The organism is Pseudomonas sp. LBUM1664, from assembly GCF_059695895.1.
In genome coordinates this window covers 5,460,292-5,482,675 of sequence record NZ_CP166791.1, presented here as the reverse complement: position 1 = coordinate 5,482,675, position 22,384 = coordinate 5,460,292, and the positions used below count along the sequence as shown (strand labels likewise).

17 protein-coding genes are annotated in these 22,384 nt (G+C 53.8%); 7 read left to right on the top strand and 10 right to left on the bottom strand.

All coding sequences use genetic code 11. The annotated features are described in order from the left end of the window. Positions 1 to 52 precede the first annotated feature (52 nt). The 4 genes from pstA to ACA047_RS25545 all read right to left on the bottom strand — a co-directional run bounded on the left by pstA (position 53) and on the right by ACA047_RS25545 (position 4,466). Positions 53 to 964 carry a phosphate ABC transporter permease PstA gene (pstA, locus tag ACA047_RS25560; protein WP_497354132.1) on the bottom strand — a complete coding sequence of 304 codons (912 nt, stop codon included), beginning with the start codon at positions 962 to 964 and terminating at the stop codon, positions 53 to 55. Continuing rightward, complete coding sequence (gene pstC, locus ACA047_RS25555) at positions 964 to 1,929, bottom strand: phosphate ABC transporter permease subunit PstC (RefSeq protein ID WP_497354130.1); 966 nt, start codon at positions 1,927 to 1,929, stop codon at positions 964 to 966. Before pstC ends, pstA begins: the two co-directional genes overlap by 1 nt. A gap of 74 nt (positions 1,930 to 2,003) precedes the next feature. After that, positions 2,004 to 3,035 (bottom strand): phosphate ABC transporter substrate-binding protein PstS, encoded by a 1,032-nt coding sequence (gene pstS, locus ACA047_RS25550; protein ID WP_497354128.1) that lies wholly within the window; start codon positions 3,033 to 3,035, stop codon positions 2,004 to 2,006. A 516-nt stretch (positions 3,036 to 3,551) separates the two neighbouring features. Next, positions 3,552 to 4,466, bottom strand: a complete 915-nt coding sequence (locus tag ACA047_RS25545) for a hypothetical protein (RefSeq protein WP_497354126.1) — start codon at positions 4,464 to 4,466, stop codon at positions 3,552 to 3,554. A gap of 181 nt (positions 4,467 to 4,647) precedes the next feature. On the opposite strand from ACA047_RS25545, the gene ACA047_RS25540 reads away from it, so the two are divergent. The 5 genes from ACA047_RS25540 (at position 4,648) to ACA047_RS25520 (ending at position 13,542) form a co-directional block, all read left to right on the top strand. Further along, positions 4,648 to 6,009: a MarR family transcriptional regulator gene (locus tag ACA047_RS25540; RefSeq protein ID WP_497354124.1), complete on the top strand. Its 1,362-nt coding sequence runs from the start codon at positions 4,648 to 4,650 to the stop codon at positions 6,007 to 6,009. Between the two features lie 67 nt (positions 6,010 to 6,076). Beyond that, complete coding sequence (locus ACA047_RS25535; protein WP_497354122.1) at positions 6,077 to 6,271, top strand: helix-turn-helix transcriptional regulator; 195 nt, start codon at positions 6,077 to 6,079, stop codon at positions 6,269 to 6,271. A gap of 406 nt (positions 6,272 to 6,677) precedes the next feature. Next, positions 6,678 to 7,658, top strand: a complete 981-nt coding sequence (locus ACA047_RS25530) for a YagK/YfjJ domain-containing protein (RefSeq protein WP_497354120.1) — start codon at positions 6,678 to 6,680, stop codon at positions 7,656 to 7,658. Positions 7,659 to 7,802: 144 nt separating this feature from the next. Further along, positions 7,803 to 12,719, top strand: coding sequence for a DEAD/DEAH box helicase (locus ACA047_RS25525; RefSeq protein WP_497354118.1), 4,917 nt, complete (start codon positions 7,803 to 7,805; stop codon positions 12,717 to 12,719). Between the two features lie 127 nt (positions 12,720 to 12,846). Next, positions 12,847 to 13,542: a YuaM family protein gene (locus ACA047_RS25520; RefSeq protein WP_497354116.1), complete on the top strand. Its 696-nt coding sequence runs from the start codon at positions 12,847 to 12,849 to the stop codon at positions 13,540 to 13,542. A 289-nt stretch (positions 13,543 to 13,831) separates the two neighbouring features. Here ACA047_RS25520 and ACA047_RS25515 read toward each other — a convergent pair whose 3' ends face one another. From ACA047_RS25515 to ACA047_RS25490, 6 genes are all read right to left on the bottom strand, one after another. After that, positions 13,832 to 14,038 carry a hypothetical protein gene (locus ACA047_RS25515; protein ID WP_497354114.1) on the bottom strand — a complete coding sequence of 69 codons (207 nt, stop codon included), beginning with the start codon at positions 14,036 to 14,038 and terminating at the stop codon, positions 13,832 to 13,834. An 83-nt stretch (positions 14,039 to 14,121) separates the two neighbouring features. Continuing rightward, positions 14,122 to 14,619 (bottom strand): RadC family protein, encoded by a 498-nt coding sequence (gene radC, locus ACA047_RS25510; RefSeq protein ID WP_497354112.1) that lies wholly within the window; start codon positions 14,617 to 14,619, stop codon positions 14,122 to 14,124. Positions 14,620 to 14,671: 52 nt separating this feature from the next. After that, a complete protein-coding gene (locus ACA047_RS25505; RefSeq protein ID WP_497354110.1) occupies positions 14,672 to 15,592 on the bottom strand; it encodes a recombination directionality factor in 921 nt (306 codons plus the stop codon). 106 nt (positions 15,593 to 15,698) lie between these two features. Next, complete coding sequence (locus tag ACA047_RS25500) at positions 15,699 to 16,703, bottom strand: YqaJ viral recombinase family nuclease (RefSeq protein ID WP_497354108.1); 1,005 nt, start codon at positions 16,701 to 16,703, stop codon at positions 15,699 to 15,701. A 79-nt stretch (positions 16,704 to 16,782) separates the two neighbouring features. Further along, the gene (locus ACA047_RS25495; RefSeq protein ID WP_497354106.1) at positions 16,783 to 17,751 is read right to left on the bottom strand and encodes a DUF932 domain-containing protein; all 969 of its coding nucleotides are present in this window, start codon (positions 17,749 to 17,751) and stop codon (positions 16,783 to 16,785) included. A 92-nt stretch (positions 17,752 to 17,843) separates the two neighbouring features. Next, positions 17,844 to 18,173, bottom strand: a complete 330-nt coding sequence (locus ACA047_RS25490) for a hypothetical protein (RefSeq protein WP_497354104.1) — start codon at positions 18,171 to 18,173, stop codon at positions 17,844 to 17,846. Between the two features lie 127 nt (positions 18,174 to 18,300). Between ACA047_RS25490 and ACA047_RS25485 the strand changes: the two genes are divergently transcribed. Next, on the top strand, positions 18,301 to 20,079 hold the full coding sequence (locus tag ACA047_RS25485) for a HamA C-terminal domain-containing protein (protein WP_497354102.1): 1,779 nt from the start codon (positions 18,301 to 18,303) through the stop codon (positions 20,077 to 20,079). Between the two features lie 98 nt (positions 20,080 to 20,177). After that, positions 20,178 to 22,322 carry a DEAD/DEAH box helicase gene (locus ACA047_RS25480; RefSeq protein ID WP_497354100.1) on the top strand — a complete coding sequence of 715 codons (2,145 nt, stop codon included), beginning with the start codon at positions 20,178 to 20,180 and terminating at the stop codon, positions 22,320 to 22,322. Positions 22,323 to 22,384 lie beyond the last annotated feature (62 nt).

The window sequence follows — 22,384 nt, the reverse complement described above, 5'->3', positions numbered from 1 at the left end:
CGGAGCGGCTCTTTGCGCAATTGATACGTTCAAAATTCAGATGCTCCCGTTCTCAATACTTGGGCTTGCCGAAAATACGGCTGACAATATTCACGACCAGCACGATCATCACCAATACCAGCGAGGCCGCCCATGCGAGCTCGAGCTGGTTGTCGAAGGGCATGCCGGAGAAGTTGTAGATCAACACGGCAAGCGACGCCGTCGGGTTCATGACATCCAGGCTGCCTTCGTGGTAGATCCAGTAGTTGCTGAACAACGCGGTAAACAACAACGGCGCGGTTTCGCCCGCGGCGCGTGCCACGGCCAGCATGACGCCCGTCAGGATTGCCGGCATGCCGGTAGGCAATACGATTTTCCAGATCACCTGCGAGCGGGTGCAGCCCATGCCGTAGGCGGCGTCCTTCATGATCTTGGGCACCATCCTCATCGACTCTTCAGCCGTCAGCACGACGATGGGCAGCATCAGTACCGCCAGTGCCACGCCACCCGCCGGTGCCGAGTAGGTACCGGTAGTCATCACCACCAGGGCGTAGGCAAAAACCCCGGCCAGAATGGAAGGCAGACCCGTGAGCATCTTGGCGGCAAAGCGCGAGGCGTTTGCCAATTTGCTGTCCGGCCCAAGTTCAGCCAGGAAGATGGCCGCCATGATGCCGACCGGAACCGCGATTGCCGCCGCGATACCGACCATGACAAAGGTGCCTGCCATCGCGTTGCCGAAGCCGCCGCCCGTCTCGAACCCCGTAGGCGGCAGTTCGGTGAATACCTCCAGGCTCAGGCGTGCCCCTCCGCGCGTGATCAGCATGTAGAGCACGGAAATCAGCGGCACGCTGGCCAGTAGAGCGCCACCCCAGACCAGCGTGGTCAACACCAGGCTGCGCAGGGCACGGCCTTCAAACTTGCGCTGCAGGCTGGGCATCGCGCCTGCTGGAGACGTCAAGTCCGTTGCAGCAGTGAGATCGGTCATCACTTATTACCCCGTTGGGCATACATCATGATCATGGAGCCGAAGATGTTCACGATCAGCGTGATAAACATCAGCACCAGTGCGGCATACATCAACACCTCGATCTCGTTCGGCCCGGCTTCGGGGAAATTCAGCGCCAACAGGGCCGCCAGCGTGTTGGCTGGTGCAAACAGCGAAAGGGAGATGTTATTCGCGTTGCCGACCAGCATGGCCAGGGCCATGGTTTCACCCAGCGCACGGCCAAGGCCCAGGACCAAGGAACCGAAGATACCGGTGGCCGCGGATGGCACCATCACCTTGAGAATCGCTTCCCAATGGGTGGTCCCCATGCCGTAGGCGGCCTGCTTGGTTTTCATCGGAACGCCGGTGAGCGCATCCTGCGACACGGCGGCAATGGTCGGCAGAATCATGATAGCCAGCACCAAGGCTGCCGGGAGCAGCCCCGGCCCGCTCAAGGACGTGCCGAAAAACGGAATCCAGCCGAGTTCAGTGTTCAACCATGCCGTCAGCGGCCGAATCGCCGGGATCACCACGTAGATCCCCCACAAGCCATAAACGACGCTGGGGATGGCCGCGAGTAATTCGACGATGGTGCGAAACACCGCTGCCAGCTTCGCGGGCAGGAAATCCTGGGTCAGAAAAATCGCCATGCTGACGCCGAAAAAGCCTGCGATCAACAACGCGATCAGGGCGCTGTAAAGCGTACCCCAGATGGCAGGCAAAATGCCGTACTTGCCCTGGTTGACATCCCAGACGCTGCCTAACAGCACGTCAAAACCGTGCTTTTCCATGCCTGGAAGCGCCTTGCGCCCCACCTCGAATACGAGGGCAAATACCAACGCCAGAACCAGAATCACCCCTATTCGCGCAAGCGCCCGGAAGGTGCGATCAACCAGGAAATCCTTCGCAGAGGGTGGTTGGCAGGCAGAATCCGGGTTAACCGGTACGACAAAAGGTTTGTTCATTGGCTAATTCCGGAACAGGGGGAAAACTCTCCCGGCATGGCTGACAGCACACACCGAGAGAGGCCTCGCGAGCGTTACTGGATGTTGGCAGAAGCTTTGCGGACCTGATCGACGACCGATTGCGGCAGAGGGATATAACCCATCGAGTCGGCGATTTTCTGACCCTCGGTCAGGCTGTACTCGACCATTTCACGCATGGCTTTGGCCTTGGCCGGGTTCTCGTTTTGCTTACGGAAGATCATCCAGGTGTAGGAAGTGATCGGGTAGGACTTTGCACCGTCTGGATCAGGCAGCCAGGCCACCAGGCTCTCCGGCATTTTCACCGCCGCCAGAGCCTCGGCACCGCTCTCTGCGTTCGGCACAACGTAATGACCGGCCTTGTTCTGCAACTGGGCAAAGTCAACCTTGGCCAGCTTGGCAAAGCCGTATTCGATGTAACCGATCGCTCCCGGGGTCTGGCGTACGGTGGCGGTCACACCATCGTTCTTGGGCGATTTGATGAATTTGTCGCTGGCCGGCCAGTTGACGGTGTTGCCTTCACCTAACACCTTGTTGAACTCTGGATTGATTGCAGCTATGTGCTTGGTGAACACCGCGGTAGTACCGCTGGAGTCTGCACGCACGACAACCGTGATCGGCATATCGGGCAGTTTCAGCTCGGGGTTGGCGGCGACGAGCTGCGGATCGTTCCAGCGAGTGATCTTGCCCAGGAAGATATTGGAGTAAACGTCGCGTGGCAGTTTGAGCCCTTTAGGACTGCCCGGCAGGTTATAAGCCAACACGATTTCACCCGCAGTCATCGGCAGCAACTGTGCGCCCTCGGCGACCTTGGCAATGTCTTCGTCTTTCATGGCCGAATCACTGGCGGCGAAATCAACGGTTTTGTTCAGGAAGTCCTGTACCCCCGCACCGCTGCCCTTCGACTGGTAATCCACAGTGACGCCAGCGGTTTTTTTGCTGAAGTCCTTGAACCAGGTAAGGTAAATGGGGGCCGGGAAACTGGCGCCAGAACCTGTCAGGCGAACGCTTTCCGCAGCGAAAGACGCTGAGGTGGCACAAAGAGAAACCGTAATGGCGAGAGCAGCAGACTTCATCAAACTTTTCATCGAAGGAACTCTTGTGATAACGGGCTCCCGAACTCTGCAACAATATTGTTACGCTTTTATGAAAGTCGAATGGCGCAAGATCCCGCTGACTTGTCTGTCCCGCCAGCTTGGATAGGGTCACCCCACCCAATCATCATCGGACGCCGACGTTCAATAGTAGTCAGCACGGTTGTAGGCGATGGGTTTGAGCAGGCACCAGAGCTACCTTCGACACCGTTTTGGTATTCCAAAAATTTGCACCAGGGAGCCTGGAATACCAAAACGAGCGGAACTCAAAACTCTTCCACGCAAGCCAATGGCGCTGAGATTCTTGATTTCACTGAATTTCAGGCACAAAAAAAGACGTCCGTGGGCCGGGGTAATCTGAACCATAGCTGTAAGCTTTTGATATTAAATGAAAAATTCTGTTTAATTTTTTACTTGGAATACCATTTGGAATACCCATGCTAAATAATGCCTGTTCTCATTGTTGACGGCCCGTGTACAAGATCTATGTCTCGCCCGCACCTCGAACACTCAATTGTTAACATCAGTATCAGCATGTTGAGTATTGAGTTCATGCTGTTCAGGAACAACACCGATTTTTCGTAGCGAATTTAGGGTCTGCTCTGGAAGTCCCTTACGCTTTTGCATGGTGTATTTTGGTTTTTCGGCGGCATGTTGATCATTTGATGGGCCAGGGTTTACGGATATATCAGCGGCCTGCGCGGCATCACATGGGCGTTTGTGAAATCTTACTAAGTCAGTCTCCCTGATTGGAGGCATGGCGTTAGGTGTTGAATGCTGCTTCAGGTTCCTGCGTCTGTGACCCGCGGATGATTGGATTGCTTCAAGGGCATGATTGATCTCTTGCTTGATCAATTCTATCGGCGGCAGGCTCTTTGCCTCGATCGTGAGCTCATTAATATCGCTTGAGCCCCAACCTTTCATTGCTGCATCCCAGTCAGTCAGAAGGGTAAGGCATCGTCCTAGATGGGTCTCAGTTTTGGCTTGCCGGATTTTCCCTTCCTCTAGTTCTTTCTTTAAATCATCAGCGCGTGTCTTTTGCTGCTTCATCCACTCTTTTTGGTCTTTTGCTTCGCTCGCTGCGTTCTCGATCAGAATCTCAAGCAGGGAAGTGGCGGGCATCTCGTTGGCTTTGGCTAATCTGGCTAACGATCTTTTGGTCGAAAGCTGGAGTGTGAAGGTGCAGGCTTGCCTTCCGTTGATGGGAGCTCGGCCCCGCTTTTGACGCCAAGCGCTTTTCATCAAGTCGAGGATCCTACGGCCATCGGCTGACCGCTCTAACTCCAAACCCAGCTCCAGAATGAGCTCATGTGTAGTCACAGCGCTGTTGGTGATTCCTTTGGTTCTGAGGTAGCTCAGTGCCCACCGTCGTTGTTCTCTGTCGTTTACGTTCAGCCAATCCAGGCCTGGAGTTCTCTGACGCATCGCGTTTCACCACTTCATCAACCGAGGTGACGTTATAGCTTAATAAGCTATACGGTTCAATTCGTTATGCGTAGCGTTATGCGTTACGTTATTCATTCAGATAGAATCTATAGCTGCTAAGAAAACAGGGTATATTTATCGAGATAAATTAATACTGTTTACCGACTAGGGTGGATTGGCCGTGTATCTGCGTGTGCTGGCAATGGAGCTTGATGACGTCAAGCCAGAAGTGAAGTTCTTTCTGGCGGCTTTTGTTCGGCACTTCGGGTGTACTGCTGTTGTGTCGCGCACGGTTAAAGAACTGGCCAAGATGCTCGGGGTGCCAGATCAATTAGTGTCGAGAGCAACGGCTGATCTTGTTTGTAGGGGCTGGCTTGAAAGCTTGGCGGTGGTCGAGGGTAGAGGTCGACCGAAAAGTCGGTTTGTTATCCACGCTGCGTTTGCAGACAAGCTGCGGTGCGTGAATGAACCGCGCGTAAAGTGTGAGTCGATGATAGGGCACCTGATAAGCAACCCGGATATTCAGGCCCGGCTACCTGATAACCCGTCGGGTGCCGTGAAACAGATTCAGCCTGTCCCTGGGAGCGGTGGAGCGTCGAGGTTTCAGAGCAGAGGCCGGCTTAGCATTCCCAGTCGGCTCTTGCTAATCACTCTGCTGAGTCGTGCGGATGCCTTCGGTGTGGTGCGTGATGTGGGTAACTCTCAGCTACGGCGGCTAACTGGGCTTGATGATGCAAGCCTGAAACACAGACTTCAACGCTTAACTAGCCTGGGCTTTCTTCGCAGCTATGTGGGCGGTGTATCTAGCTCGATCTTTCCTGCGAAGATCAAGAGCACCTACTTTTTGAACCTGAACCACCCAGTGCTCACGCCGTTAGGTGACGTGCACGCCGTGTTGGTGCATCACGCTTTTCATTTGGAAGATCACCATGAACTCCATATGAATATTTTTATTGAGAATGCACGGGCTGCTGAGGAACAGCCAGCGCGCTACGCGAGAGCAACACCTCTGCAGGTGGCCACATTTTTCAAGAGCTGGCGGCATCTCGCAGTGTTTCAAGTGCTGCAGTTAAAACTGAATGCGTACGCCTCCTATCTGCTCTCCCATCATTGGGCGGATCTTGGAAAACGCGGCAAGCGCATTGACGTCACCTACTTGAATAACTGGATTGATCGAGACTTTCGGTTTCCGCAAGAATTGTCGACCTCTGACGAGGGGATGAACCACAAAAGTCTGCGGGATGCTGTGGTGGATTATTTCTATAGCCTGGCCTTTGAAATGGCCGATCAGTTTAAAACGCGATTTGCTCAAGCATCCGGGATTCCTTTTTGTGATATGGATTTCACCATCCTGCCGCTGCCCGAGGGCTACTTTCACCTGTCGCTGCTGGCCTTACCTCGTTCCGTGGGTGGCTGGCGAGGCAGTCGTCTGATTAAAGAAAATGGAAGTCAGATTCCGGAAGTATTGAGTTTATCCCGTGAAGCGTGCATGTCGTTGGAGGGTCGCTATGACTGCGGGTTGCTGAAACGCCCTAAAGGGTAAGCGATTGGGTGGAGTTCATTTTTTACCGACCTTGCCAATCCTCTGAACGTAATACAGGAGCTCGTTCATGAGGATCATTCGATTGAAAGAAGTCATTCAGTGCACTGGCCTGGGTCGGTCCACGATCTACAAATACATAGCGGAAAACTTGTTTCCGAAGCCGGTCTCGTTAGGCGATCGCTGCGTCGGTTGGGTAGAAAGCGAAGTGACCGACTGGATCCTAGCCAGGATCGAGGAACGTGATCTGGCGGCGCTCGCGTGACCCAGCAAACCATGGCGAGTAAGTCTTACCATCAAGCATAAACACCGTGACCAGCTTGCTGTTGGTCACGGTGTTTATGCCGACTGCTGGCCATCAGCTCTCAGCTAACTCCCACAGAAGACGAATTGGCAAACTCCCCGGCACGCTTGGTAATGTTGATCCTCATTGCCCTGCCTGGTCGGGAGCGTTCACTTGAGTCGGAGCTGCATCTATTTATATAGCTCCATAGCTCCATAGCTCCTATGTAGACATTAACTACCAGTGAAATAGCCATGAGACACCCATCAACGACCCATGAGTAATTTCCCTATGGTCCAGTCATTGCTGGCTATCAAGGGAGCAGGTCACCGGTTATAAATTGCACAGTCGGTATCTGGTATGTGAACAACCAACCAGGTACTCAACCATGAGCCATAGCACCCCCTACACCAGTCTCCCCCAATCCGATATCGCCATCCAGATTGAGAGACTCGTCAAGTCCATCGAGCGGCACGACACTCCAGCATTCCGGCTGCCAGGCGCACGCTCAAGGAGCCAGCAGATTGAAACGACCTGGCATTCCAGGTACTTCAAGCACATCCGGCAAATGATGGACCTGTTCGATGATCGCTGCGCATACCAATACAGTGAGCACCTGCAAGCGTTCTGGGACGCCTGTCAGGACATTGGGCTGGAGCGGAGTCCTACCGGGCCTGTGTGCTTGAACGAGAGCGCTACAGCCTATCTGGACCATCACCGCAGCATGAACGTACTGGTCGAGCGCATCCGTCAGCTAACACGTAAGCAATGGTACCGCCGTCCGAAGGGAGACCGACGTCAGCAAGCCAGGGTCAATGCGGTGCGTGTCTGCGACTACTCAGACGCGATGCTTGCTCGCTACTCGCGGACTCTGATCATTCGGGTCAACCTGTATTACTTCCAACAGATCCAGGTCAGGTTGCGAGTCGAGCAAGTATTCGATGATCTCGACCGGTTGCTTGCTGAGCGTGAGCGTAACCCGATATTTGACCACCTCATTGGCTATATCTGCGCAGTGGAGCAGGGGGAGGATCGCGGCTACCACATCCATGCGGCTTTCTTCTTCAACGGTAATGAGGTATGTGCTGACGTCTACAAGGCCCAGCAGATTGGTGAGTTGTGGGAGCGCATTACTTGGGGGCAGGGCTACTTTCACAGCTGTAACCACGACAAGGAAATGTACCGAGACGAGGAGGACGAGGACAGGCTGGGTATAGGCATGATCCTTCGGAATGACCAGAAGATTCGCGCACATATCCACTACGCGATGAGTTACTTGGTCAAGGACGCTCAGCAGCTCCGGTTGAAACCCTTGGGGGCTCGATGCCTCCGAATTGGTGCAGCCAAACAGCAAGGTAGGCATCGATAGAGCCAAGGCTGCAGTTCATCCAGGTTCGCTCCCGCGATCTGCTGCACCGCTGAGCTGTCATTTACTTACCTGCCACCATCTTGCTTGGTAAACTGCCGAAATTTGGCGTACATAACGCGCCTGCCGTAGTCAAAAGGAATTTTCATGTCCGCCCTGGCCAGCCTGCTCGATAGCTACCGCAATGCTTCTGTCACTGAACGTGAGAAAGGTACCTACTTCGAAGAGCTGATCTGCACATACCTGCGCAACGAAGCCCAATTTCGTGATTTGTACGAGCAGGTCTGGACATACTCAGATTGGGCAAAGGAGCAAGGGGTGGACGGCCGTGACACTGGCATCGATCTGGTTGCTAGAACCCGGGGGACCAAAGAGTTTCATGCTATCCAGTGCAAGCTGTACGCAGAGAACTATCGTGTGCAGAAGGGCGATATAGATAGCTTTTTCACAGCATCGGGTCAAAAACCGTTCACTCACAGCATCATCGTTACAACCACTAATAACTGGTCTGAGCATGCGGACAATGCCTTGTTAAATCGTCACCAGACGATCAACAAGATTGATCTGCAAGCGTTGGAGGACAGTCAGATCGATTGGGCTAAGTACAAGCCCAATCAGGTAGCTGTTCTCAAGGCAAAGAAGTCTCTGCGCGACCATCAAAAGCGCGCTCTGTTATCTGTTGCCAGCGGTTTGCAAGGCGCTGACCGGGGCAAGCTGATCATGGCGTGCGGCACCGGTAAAACCTTTACCAGCCTCAAGATCGCAGAGCAGTTAGCTGGCGCTGGCAAGCGTGTACTATTTCTGGTACCTAGTCTGTCATTACTGTCGCAAACCCTGACCGAGTGGACGCAAGAGAGCGAAACCCTACTCCACAGCTTTGCCGTGTGTTCTGACAGCGACGTAGGTAAGAAGCGCAAGAAAGACGATGACATCGTGCAAACCTTTGCCCATGAGTTGCGTTACCCGGCCACCACTCAGCCGGGGCGACTGGCAGCAGAGATGCTCAAGCGTCACGACGATCAACACATGAGCGTGGTGTTCAGCACTTACCACTCAATTGGGGTGATCAGCGACGCCCAGCACCAGCATGGCCTGGCCAACTTTGATCTAATCATCTGCGACGAAGCACACCGCACCACGGGCGCTACCTTTGGCGACGATGACGAAAGCGCCTTCGTTAAAGTCCACAATGCCGACTATATCCGCGCCGCCAAACGCCTCTACATGACCGCCACGCCGAGAATTTACAGCGACATGGCGGAAGCTAAGGCTGAGCAAGAAAACGCCAAGCTATATGGAATGAATCAGGAGGAGTGGTACGGCAAAGAGCTGTTCGTTATCACCTTCAGCGAGGCGGTAAAGGCCGAGCTGCTGGTTGATTACAAAGTGTTGGTTTTGGCTATGGATGAAAAGCACATCAGCAGCCGTCTGCAAAAATTGCTGGCCGATGATGACAATCAAATCAAACTGGAAGACGCCGCTAAAATCATCGGCTGCTGGAAGGCCCTGAGCAAACAAGACACCCGCGAAGACCTCGTAGACGATGGCGACCCCATGCGCCGCGCCGTGGCCTTCTGCCAGGTGATCGAGTACCAAAAGTTCGCCAAGACGCACAAGGTCAGCTCCAAAAACATTGCCAGCATGTTTGATCAAGTAGTCGAAGCGTACAAAGCCAGCAACCCGGAAAGCACCGACACTGCCGCCACGCTCATCTGCGAAGCTTCCCATGTAGACGGCGGCATGACTGCCAGCCAGAAAGAGGCCGAACTCGACTGGCTTAAGGCCGAGGTGCCCGACAATACTTGTCGCATCCTCAGCAACGTGCGCTGCCTATCTGAAGGTGTGGACGTGCCTGCCTTGGACGCCGTGCTGTTCCTCACTCCGCGCAATTCACAGGTAGACGTGGTGCAATCGGTTGGTCGCGTTATGCGCAAGGCCGAAGGCAAGAAGCGTGGCTATGTGATTTTGCCCGTCGTCATCCCTTCCGGCATGGCACCCGATGAAGCGCTGAACGACAACAAAACCTACAAGGTCGTCTGGCAAGTGCTGCAAGCCTTGCGCTCACACGATGACCGCTTCGACGCCATGGTCAACAAACTCGATCTGATCGGCAGCGACCCGGCCAAGATGGAAATCATCGCCGTTACCGAGAAGCTCAACAAGAAAACCGACCGCAGCAACACCGGCAAAGACAATGGGAAGGACACTTATGGCATCGGCGAAAAGAGCGGTAAATATGATCACGGCCCTGCGCCTGAACAGTTCGGCCTAGAGTTTGAGATTGGTGAAATTGAGCGCGCTATCTATGCCAAGGTGGTGCAGAAGTGCGGCAACCGCAGCCACTGGGAAGATTGGGCCAAGGACATCGCTAAAATTGCCCGCACGCACATCACGCGCATCACCAGCATCATTGAGGATGAAGCCAACGCCCGTGAGCGCGAAGCCTTTTTTAGCTTTGCCGGCGAGCTGCGCGACGACTTGAACGACAGCATCAGCGACGGCGAAGTAATCGAGATGTTGGCCCAGCACCTAATTACCAAACCAGTGTTTGACGCGCTGTTTGAGGGGTACAGCTTCGCCAGCAATAACCCCATGTCTTGCGCGATGCAAAACGTCCTGGACGTGCTTCAAGAGCACCACCTGGACAAAGAAGCCGACACCCTCCAGCGCTTTTACGACAGCGTAAAAATGCGCGCCGACGGCATCGACAATGCCGAAGGAAAACAGAAAATCATTGTCGAGCTGTACGACAAGTTTTTCCGTAACGCCTTCCCGCGCATGACCGAGCGCCTAGGCATTGTCTACACCCCTGTGGAAGTGGTGGATTTCATCATTCACAGCGTCAACGACATCCTTCAAAGCGAGTTCGGCCAAACCCTGGGCAGCGATGGCGTGCATATCATCGACCCTTTCACCGGCACCGGAACCTTCATCACCCGCCTGCTGCAAAGCGGGCTGATCAGCAAAGAGCAGTTGCAGAGTAAATACCAAGGCCAAATCCACGCCAACGAAATTGTGCTGCTGGCCTATTACATTGCCGCCATCAATATCGAGGCCGTCTACCACAGCATTGTCGGTGGCGAGTACCAGCCCTTTGAAGGTATCTGCTTAACCGACACCTTCCAGCTCTACGAAAAAGACGACCTAGTCAGTGAGCTGCTGGTGGATAACAGCGCCCGCCGTACCCGCCAGAAAGCGCTGGATATTCGGGTAATCATTGGCAACCCACCTTATTCCGCAGGCCAAACCAGCGCTAACGACAACAATGCCAATGTGGCGTATCCACTTCTAGATAACCGCATTACTGACACTTATGCAGCAAAATCTATCGCATCACTAAGCAAGGGGCTATACGACAGCTATATCCGCGCTATTCGCTGGGCATCTGATCGTATCGGCGACAGTGGGGTGATTGGCTTTGTGACCAATGCAGGCTTTACCGACTCAAACTCTGCCGACGGTTTGCGTAGGTGTTTGGTGGAAGAATTCAGCAGCGTGTATGTGTTTCATTTGCGCGGAGACCAGCGGACTTCTGGCGAAATTTCTCGCAGGGAAGGAGGCAAGGTTTTTGGAAGTGGAAGCCGCGCCCCGATTGCCATTTCGTTGCTTGTTAAGAACCCTGCCGCCCAGCAGCACGGGCGAATTTATTGGCATGATATTGGCGACTACCTAAGCCAATCCGAGAAGCTAAAGAAAGTCAGCGCCTTCGCTAGCATTGCAGGCATCACTGCCGACAATGGCTGGCAGTCCATTACTCCTGACGAGCATGGCGACTGGGTTAACCAGCGCGATAACAGCTTTGACGAATTTATTGTGCTGGGGGACAAGAAAAGTGATGCAGCCAAATTATTTGAGAACTTCTCTCTCGGGGTCGCCACCAATCGCGATGCCTGGTGTTATAACGGCAGCAAGGTCGGCGTAACGTTCAACATTAGGCGGATGATTGCTTTCTACAATTCCGAATTAGAGCGATTTTCCGTTAGCCATTCCGGCCTGGATAAGAAAACCCGCGAGATTAAGGTAGATAACTTTATTAACTTTGATCCAACTCAAATCAGTTGGACTCGAGCACTCAAGCAGGAGTTTGCTAAAGACCGGCGTTTAGTTTTTGAGCCTGTATGCCTTACACCGAGCCTTTACCGTCCATTTACCAAGCAGTGGCTCTATTTCAACCGCCAACTTAACGAAATGGTATTGCAGATGCCGCGTATCTTTCCTGATGCCGGGGCTGGGAATCGGGTGATATGTGTTTCAGCAAAGGGAGACAAAGTCGCGTTCAGCGCCCTTATCGCAGATGCAATACCCAGCCTACATATGGTGGACATTGATGGCTCTCAATGCTTCCCTCTCTACCTTTATGACAGTCCTGAAGACCAAGCCAAAACTGGCGCAGCAATGCCCGGTTTGTTTGATGCCCCACCGCAGTCCAGTGCAAGCACTCGCCGCGATGGCATCACCGACGAAGGTCTGACGCACTTCAGCGCCGCCTATCCTGGCGAAATCATCAGCAAGGAAGACTTGTTTTATTACGTCTACGGCCTATTGCATTCGCCGGAGTACCGCGACAAGTACGCCGACAACCTCAGCAAAGAGTTGCCACGCATACCAACGGTAAAAGCCGCTGCTGATTTCTGGGCCTACTCCAAGGCAGGCCGTGCCCTGGCTGATATGCACTTGGGTTATGAAACCGTGCCCATGTATCCCGCCAACCTGCAAAGCAGCGCCAGCAGCGACAGTGACTACCGCGTAACCAAGATGAAGTACGGCAAAAAGGGCAAGGACAAAGACCTCACCACTTTGCACTACAACGCCAAGATCACCATCACTGGCATCCCGCTAGACGCCTACGAGTACATGGTCAACGGCAAGCCCGCGCTGGATTGGGTGGTCGAGCGCCAATGCGTCAGCACCCACAAAGACAGCGGTATCACCAACGACGCCAACGACTGGGCAATTGAGACCATGAACAATCCTAAATACCCATTGGAGCTGTTCCTGCGTATGGTGACGGTTAGCTTGGAAACCATGAAAATTGTAAATGCTTTGCCACCGCTGGATATCTAAGTTCCATTTGTGTCATTAAATGCTCGCTTCTCTCTTAGATGGGGCGAGCCGATTAAAATCGGGTTATTTAGACGAGCACTCGCGGTGTAGGATTTTAAGGACGCTAAATAGTAATCATGGAGAGTAAATGCCCCCTTCAATCGATAGAACGATCCAGGTACTGGAAGAGCTAAGTCGCTGTGAGCCGCGCAAAGTGCGGCGCACCGGCTTGGAAGCGAAGGCACAAGTTATCGCCAACTGGTGTTTAGGATTTTCTCTGCTTTTTCTTCTTATTAATGGATGCTTCGTTCTTTTCTATGACACGAGACCACCCTCAACATATGCCAGAATATTTGTGTTGCTGATGAGTGCGATATCAATGCTGCTGGCCATATCGGCATTAATTGCACCGATGGTGGCTTCGTTTCTGATGGCCTTTCGATGGAAAAAACTGGCTTTTGATGGATTATGTGAAGATATTCGACATGAGCAATCGTTGGCTGATCGTCTGGCTAATTACGACTCTGCAGCCTTGAAAGACGCTCGTTTTTGGTTGGAGCGCAAAGTAAGGCGTATCAGTGCACGAACAGGGCGTTTTTTTGGAGAGAAGACCGCCGCCATAGGGCTTTTGGCAACCGCGTATTCATTTGCTGATGAGTTTGGTGGCTTTGAGTGGATTTCCCGAACGCTGGAAGCAGGCTTTCGGGTAGATAACTTAGGTAATACCGTACTGTTGGGTGCTGGCGCGTTCTTGCTCGGTATGTCCATAGGTTCAATCTTGCTGGAACATCTTGCTGCACGTTATCGGTATCAGATTGAGCTTCTGGAGCTAGTTGATAGGTAGTAAATGTTTCAGATGCGTACTATGTTCGCCAATTAAAGCGAAAAAAATAAAGACACGGAGGTATGCTGTGCCTTTATTTTCTAGTGAATGCCAACCGGCTTGTCATTTTTGTCATGGCAAATCGGATGCTCGCAATATCCGCCGGCATTTAGTACTTCCAACTAGTAGATTGCTGGAATGTATTTGTTAAGATCTGCTTTTGCCACTTTCTTGCGGTTAACTGTGCACTCATAATCCTTGTGGGATAACACCAGACTTTCCTTCATCTCAATGTTTTTTGTGGGTTTTGTCAGTGGTTTTTCTTACTTTGCGAACAACTGTGAATCGGTTTGTTGATTTTCTTGAGCACCCGGCTTAGCACCCAACAGGCCAGTAGTACAGCGACCAGCAAAGGTGGACAGCGCAGCATCATAACTACTGCCAGAACTAATGCCGAAGCACTTGCCAGCACGCCGATGAACGTGAGAAGTGCAATTAGGAAGCGTATCAGCGCCACGGGGATCTCCTTGAGTTGGGGCTATGTGGGTTCGGTTAGCGAAGCGCCTGCCATTTACAAGCAACGCCAAGGACAAAGTGCGTCTACACATACCCTCGCTCTGCCAGCGATACGCAGCCTTCATAGCCCACGATCACGTGATCCAATATCCGAGTACCAACCAGGTCAAGGGCGGTTTTGAGAGCAGTAGTTATAGTGCGATCGGCTTGGCTGGGCTCTGGGTCGCCAGATGGGTGGTTATGTACCAAGATCACTGCTGCAGCATTGTGCTCCAAAGCTATCTTGACTACTTCTCGTGGGTACACTTGGGCACCATCCAGTGTGCCTCTGAATAGCTCTCTGAAACCAATCACTCGATGCTTGGAGTCGAGGAGCAGCAAAGCAAAGACTTCGTACTCATGGTATTGCAGGAGTGTTTGCAGGTGGCTGAAGACTTGCTTGGGCTCAGTCAAGGCTCGTCCTTTAGACAGACGACTCATCGCCAGTTGTTGCGCCATCTGCAGGATGTCAGCTTCGGTGACGGGTGATTCCATGACATAGGTCCCGGTCGTTTCACCGGCTGTGAGCTTGTGATATTTCATGCGGGTATTCCTGTAAAAATGCGTGAGAACGGAGGGGGGTTGAGAGACTCGGTTACTGGATGGTGGGCTTGCCGTTGCGCCGCGTGACTTGCGACTCCAGCTTTTGGGCGAGTGAGGGTTTGGCGTGCGATGTCCGTTGGGCTTGGAGCTCTATAGGGACAGGCTGTTTTTCAATGGTGGGGAAGAACTCTTCGACGATGGCCCCGGTGTCTTCCTCGCTGTCTTCAAAGGCTCCGTTGCTAAAGCCCTGCCGTGCCGCGTGATCTAAGGCTGTTTGATCAAAGCCCGCGGCTTGCCGGGTTTCCTCCAATTGCTTGGCTTCCAGTAAGGCCTCTTCGAGGCCCAGTCCACTGCGCACTGTGATGTCTACGTAGAAGATCGGCGTGCCATGGCTTTGCCGGGTGGACTTACCGCGCAGACGCAACTCCAGCGGCATGCAAGCCAGTCGATTACCGGAGATGGCTTTCAGGTAATGCAGGCGTGCTGTCAGGGTGCGGATGCTGTTGTAACCCGTGGTGCGAAAGACAAAACTGCCCAGCGGATCGTCCTCGCCAATCACTACGTTCAGTCGGCCGTAAGGCTTGCAGGCATTGCCTTGAGCCAGTGAACAGCCATCCGGTGAAGGACAGGGCAACGACTGGACGCCGTCCTTGGTCAAACGCTTGCAAGTCTCACCGTTGCCGACGCATAGCAGCCGGCCGGTATTACGGTCGAACAGGCTATAGTCAGCCCGAAAGTTGAGGTCTGGCTCGTTGAACAGCAAACGGATCGGAACGCTGCGTAGTTTGCCGTCCTGGCCGTTGCGCAGCTCCTCATTGAGTGGATGCAGCAGCCAGCCGTCGCGGCTCTGAACCTGCGAAGTAATGGTGAACTGATCATCTTTTTCCGGCAGACGCTTGCCGTTCTTTTCGACGACCTTGCCGATGGAAATTCGGCCCAAAATCGGGGGTGTGATGGCTAAACCTTTGAGCATGGGAGTTCTCCTGTATCTGAAATAAAAACGCCACCGAGACCGCGCAAACGGCCAGGGTGGCATTGGAGAGAAAGGGCATGGGAATCAGGGAAGAGCGAACGAGCGTTCAGGCCAGCAGAAAACGCCGACTGCCGGTTTTGGTGGTCGAGTAACGCACTTGTAGATAGGGTTTTTCTTTCAGCAGACGTGGGATGTCCAGGGCCATGCTGTCATTGGCTTTCTTCCAGGTGATACAGCCGGTTGCGAAGGCCGCCCGACTGGCATCGCCCATGGCCTGTTGCAACGTTTGCTTGAGCTGAGCTTCTTGCTTCTGCTGCAGAGCAATCGACTCGCGTACGCTCTGCAGTTCGGTAAAGGTCGTACAGAGCAGAGTGTCCTGGCTAAAGTCCAGGCTTTGCCCACTGTCCTGTGGATACAGACACCGCAATGCCTGCTCCGCCGAGTCAGAGCCGTCGGCCGGCGGCGGGGTATCACTGACGACGTAATCCCAGAACATCCTCTCCAGGTCGATCAGCCGAGCAATCAGTGACTCGTCGCGTTCGATGCGATGGATCTCCAGGTGCTGACCACCGAGTAGGACCGCCACATCAGCCGCCTGCTTGCCGGTGACGGCGAGCTGGTGCATGACTTGCAACTGCACATACTCGGGCACGCCCTCTTTCCAGAGGCGTGCTCCATTTATGCCGGCAGTCTTGCATTCGAGGATTTGTACATCGTCTGCGCCGATAACCTCGCGGTCGATATTGGCCAGCATCCAGGGCAGTTTTGGATCCGGATGCTGCAGTACCGCATTGATCCGGCGAACCCGATTGCCGCTGCGCTGGCTATAATGCCAGGCCACGATCGGCTCCAGAACATTGCCCCAGTAGGCTGGGCTTTCCTCATCCTGAGGATCTATTTTCGGTAACGTGGCATCCCGGCCAGTCTTTTCTAGCCACAACTCCAACTGCGATTTGTAGGGATTGAGGCCAACCGCTGCGCCTGCGTCTGAGCTGCCGATGCCTTGTTTACGCACGGCGAGCCAATCTTCACGGGGTAGTTCCTTAGTGCCGATCAGACGAAGGGCCGGACGGTTCTTGTAGGTATTTTCATTTAGAGGAATCGCTTTCATAGGGGTTACCTTGCGGACACAAAAACGCCCGTTGAGCTCGGTGCTGAACGGGCGTTATGGTTGAGGGGAGGGAGGCATTTCAGGCAGCGAGTTGCAGGGCGGCATCCAACGCACGTTGCTTTATTTGCGCCCCCTGGCCGAACCAGGCGGAGTCCATGCGGTACTCGTTGCTGCGTGCCCTGCGCTCATGGTCGACGTACTCGGTCACGGCGTTGAGCAGACCCCAGGCGGTACCTTGCGCCGACTCAAACGTTGCACCACGGCCGCTTCCCTCGTACAGGTTTTGTACCTTGCGCAGGGCGCGTTCGTTGGGCAGGACTTCAGGTAATTTGCTATTGGGCGTTACGTCACACAGCACGTTCATGAAGAACCCCATAGCTTCATGCCACTGGACTTTACGTTCGGCCAGCACGCGCATGCGATACATGAACTCGTCCCATTGCGAGACAGCAACACCCAGCTGCTTTTTGACGACTTGTGGGTCGAAACGGGTGCTGTGAGGTACCTTGATGGCGCGTGAGGTGCCATCTAGGGCGATGGTCAAGGTGTTGTTGCAGACCACGCGAACGGTGGTCGGCGTGGCGGTAGTGGCTAGCGTTCCGTCGCAAGAAGTCGCAAGCAACAAATAGCCATTAACCTGATCGTTGCCCTTCAATGCGGTGTTTTGACCAGTTCGCGCTAGCGCCCAGAACTTACGACCGCCCTTGAGCACGCCCGCGGTTTCCAACTCATAGCCGGACACCTCGGTCAGGTCTCGATAGAACTCCATCACCTCGCGCGGCTGGACAATTTGATATCGGTTGGAAACCACTGACAGCGGTGCTTTGGTGTCGGAGCGGTACAGCACCTTTTGTTCCGGGAATGAGTGAATTGATCCCAGATGGCCGATAGCGTCGGCTTTGAAGTGCACCGGGCTTTCCTGGATCTGCCAGTCCATACCGGCTTCACGCTGCCATATTTCAATCGGCTGTTTTTGCGTCAGCTGATTGCCGAGGCCATGCCATGGAGTCGCGCCCACGTAAGCCATTTGTTCGATTTGATGAGCCATGGTTGTAATTCCTTTATGTGCAAGCCGGCATAAAGCGCCACGCATCGCGTGGCACTGTCCGGGCGTATTAAAAGATTGGGGTAGAAGACGGTTTAAGCAGGCAGGTTGAAGCGATGCCCACAGATCAGGCAGAGGTTGTGGGCGAGTACATGGCGGTCAAGCTTGTCGCCGAGTTGAGCGCCTAATACACAGCCGCCAGCGCCGCCCACAAGCCCACCGAGGATGGCGCCAGAAACGGCTCCGAGAGTGACGCCGAACGGGCCGGCAATAGCGCCAACGGTAGCACCGGCCTGGCCGCCTGCCAGCGCGGCGCTGACGCCGCGTGCGGCACCGCCCACCGTACCGATGGCAGCTGCAATTTTCATGGCCTGATGGAAAGAGGCGATTTTGGGTGAGTTACAGCGAGGGCACTGCAATGACATGGGACGAACCTCTTTGGTGGTGATGTCATTGCAGTTATGTGTGGTTGAGACTTTTTCGAATCGAATGGGCATTCTTGCGTGTTGCAGTTCGCTCTGATAGGCCGCAATCGGTCAATAGCAGCTATTTATGGCCAATATTGCTGATGGTCGGCCAATCGCCATTAGTGGTAGCGTTAGGGTATTAGCAGGCACCGTCCTCTCTTGGTTGGTTGACAGAGCTGAAGCGGATGTCCGATCTCTAGCAAATTTCCAGCGATACAGGGATGTCATGGTGCGTATTCCTAGCCCAACCAACAAAGGTGGGCCTGCGGCAAGGCAAGGCTTCAAGTACCAAGACCACGTAGCCGTCAGCTTCATTTTCAAAATGCTCTGGGATAGCACCTACTCTCAAGTGGAGTGCGAGACCGCGGACGATATCGTTGCTGTATTTCAGTGCGCAGGGCAGACCGTAAATGAATATATTCAGGTCAAAACGACCGAGGATGACAAGAAATGGAACTGGCAAGAGGTGATCGCGCTGGACAGCGGCAAGGCCGATTCTTCCCTGCTACACAAATCGCTAAAATGCGACGTGCGACCTGGACTCGCCCGCTTCAGAATCGTGACCAAGCGCGACGTCGCAACCATTCTTGAGGGCTTCAAAACCTCACTGGAGAAGCGGGTTTTACCCGATAGCACCACGGTCCGAGGCTCGGCACTGTTCAACAAATTTAAGAAGTTCGTGTCTCCGCAGAAACGGAATTTCTCCTACTGGGCAGAAAATTTTGTCTGGCAGGTATACGGTGATGTCGAGACGTTAGAGGCCGTCAATATCAAAGCTCTGTCGCAGCTTGCTGAGCATCTAGGAAATCGCCCCAATTTTACTCAGCTTCAGGCCATCTACGACGAGTTCCTGGAGCTGGCCGACAAGGCCGCCACAGCCAACGTGAAGACAGCTGCGGCGAAGAAGATAATTCATCGAGAGCCGGCACTAGCTCATCTGAAGCAGCTATTGGACGAGGCTGATGACAAGTCAACGACCACGTCCAAGCCCTACAAAAAGCGCCCAGATCCGTTCTTGGTCGAGTTTCACGCCAGCACCGAAGAAGGCCTGTTGCGCTCCGTCTCTGGCTTTAACGTGAGCTATGCCCTGAAAAAATGGCGATACGACGGCTTTGCTAAACACCTCATCGAATGGCTGCCCGAGTTTTCCCTCAAGGCCAGCGAGATCGTGAACATCCTTGCGCACAACGCCGAAATGATCCTGGCCCGCTCAATCAGCTCGTTTAGCGACAGTGAACTGCCGCGCGACAGACTCATCGCAGAACTGATTCTCCATGCCATCCTGCGGAGCCGCCAAAACAGTGAGCCAGTTGCATGCAAGGTCTTCTACAAATCCGCCGGCAAGCTTTCTGAGTTTGGTAACGCTCACATCGTGCAGCAGTCTGGGCAGGACGATCAGCTATGGCTAGGCCTTGCGCGCCTAATTGAAGCGGGTGCTATGGGTACGACGCTGGAACAGATCTGTGAAGTCCTTGACGACACAATCTCGGAAACAGTGTTGTCGGCCGAACGCGAAATCATTATTTCCCTGCGCGAACCTCTGCACCATCAGCCCAAGGCAGAAGCCTTCAACCAGGCCCTACATCGTAATTCGTCAGTCGATGACATGCTGAACGTCCTCTGCTTTCCCATCCTGTTGACCTACGATAGCGCGGCGCTCTCCTCCGGCTGGCTCGCTGACTATGTAAACACCCTCAAGACAGAGATCCAGGCCCACTACAGCACGTTTATCACTCAACTGCCGGAGAACATCGAGCAGGTAAAGGTAATGGTCTTTCTGGTGCCTATGGAGAGCATCGCGCAGCTAACACAGGCCTTCAATGCGCGCTGCAAAACGCTGGAAGACTTACAGGCACTGAGCTGATACCCGTCCTTCGGTTGACGTAGCTGAAGATATAGGAAGGTGAAGGCATCCGAGGGCTGGCCAAACCTGCCTCGGAGACCTCAAGGAACGATGCGGCCATGAATTACGAAACGATCAAAAAAAAGTTGGCTCAGCTCAGTGACGAGGGCGCATCGACGATCGATGTGCTGCTCGCCATCAACACCATCGTCAACAGAAGTAACTCAGAGTGGGAGGGCCGTGACCTGGTGATCCGAGCACTCGACAGATTCAGCCTGTTCGACTCAGTCGAACAGTCGCTGCTGCTCAACATGGTGCGGGCCGTCGGCCTCTTCCCTTACATCACGCCTTACCTCAGCAACATGGCCCTGTCTGACCGACTGGCGTACGAAGCTCACAGGGTTGAAGGTGTCGAACAAGGCATGGTTTTCCATCACCTGCAGGCCCACGTTTTCAGCCTGATCATGCAAAGCCGAAACGTAGTGCTGAGCGCATCCACCAGCGTAGGAAAGAGCCTCGTCATCGACGCTGTACTGGCGCAACGACGATTCAAGAAGGTGGTTGTGATTGTTCCAACCATTGCATTGATCGACGAAACCCGTCGACGCTTGGTCAAGCGTTTTAAAGACTTCAACCTGATCACTCATCCCAGCCAGGAAGCTGTGCCCGACACAACCAACGTCTACCTGCTCACCCAGGAGCGAGTCATACAGCGTCCTGACCTAGCTGATGTGGAGTTCTTTGTCCTGGACGAGTTTTACAAAATCGACCTGGCGAACGACAAAGATGAAAGTACCAGAGCCGTCGACCTGAGCTTAGCGTTCCACAAACTCGCCAAGACCGGCGCCCAGTTCTACATGCTCGGGCCACACATACAGAAGATCTCAGGCCTGGATGGTTACGAGTATCACTTCATCCCCTCCGACTACAGCACAGTTGCAGTCGATATCCAGAATTTCAATCTGGGTATGCGCTCCGAAGAGCGGAAGGAAAAATTGCTGGAGCTGGTCAAGACCTTGGACTCACCTACCCTGATCTACTGTCAGGCACCACCGAGCGCGAACAGGGTTGCCGAGTATCTGATCAAGGAAGCTGGGCTGACCCCGGTGGTTGAAACACAAGAAATAGCCGCTTGGATCTCCAAGCATTACCACCCTGAATGGAACGTTGCCAAGGCGATCTCGCTGGGCATCGGGATTCACCATGGTGGGGTGCCACGTGCACTGCAGCAATACATAGTCAAACTGTTCAATGAAGGGGTGATCAAGCGGATCATTTGCACCTCGACGATGATCGAGGGCGTCAACACCTCGGCAGAGAACGTGATCATCTATGACCGTCGACTGAACACATCGACTTTCGACTACTTCACGTACAAGAACATTTCCGGTCGTGCTGGTCGCATGAACAAATACTTCATCGGCAAAGTGTTCATGCTCGAAGCGCCGCCACTGGAGCAAGGCCTCACAGTCGAATACCCCATAGGCCATCAGAACGAGAGTTCTCCAATGGGGCTCCTAATGCAGTTGGAGAACGAGTACCTCACTGACGTCTCGCGAGGGCGGCTCCAGGAAGCGTATGCCAATCCTGTGCTGTCACCAGCAACCCTGATCGAAAATAGGCACATCCCAATTGATCGGCAAGTTGAGGTCGCGGAGACGATTATTCGAGACTTGCCGCACAGTCGTAGCCTGCTTGCATGGAAAGGCATCCCTGAACAGGCGAACCAGTTCAACTACTTGTGTGAGCTGGTATACAGCCTGGAAGGCGGAAACCTGATGGACTACGGGATATCCTCCAGCTCGCAGCTGGCTTGGCACATCAATGAGCTCCGCACACAGAAAAGCCTACCCGCTTACCTTAGGGACGCGGTAGCAAGCCGGCGAGTGGATGACACGGCCAGCGAGGCCATAAATCTACGTCTGAAGTTCATCAGAAACATGGTTTGCTTTCGCTTGCCACGGGACATTATGGCCATCAACAAGATTCAGGCCGACGTGCTGACTAGAAATGGGGTCGAACCGGGTGACTTCAGCTTTTTTGCTGAGCAGCTTGAAAACCTGTTCCTCGACCCCCTACTGACCGCCCTGGACGAATACGGCATTCCCACTCAAATTTCCACCCAGATCAAAAACTTGATCCTACCGTCGGAGCATCTGAACGACTTGCTGGGAAAACTCCGGGCATTGGCCCCCCGAGTAGAGCGACTTCAGCTGAGTAACTTTGAAAAAAGCTTAATGCATTGGGCGGTAGCCGAAATGTAATGAGCTTTCACGTTGGCTGAAAAATTGCACTCCACTTGACCCCCCGTTTGCATGCGTACTGA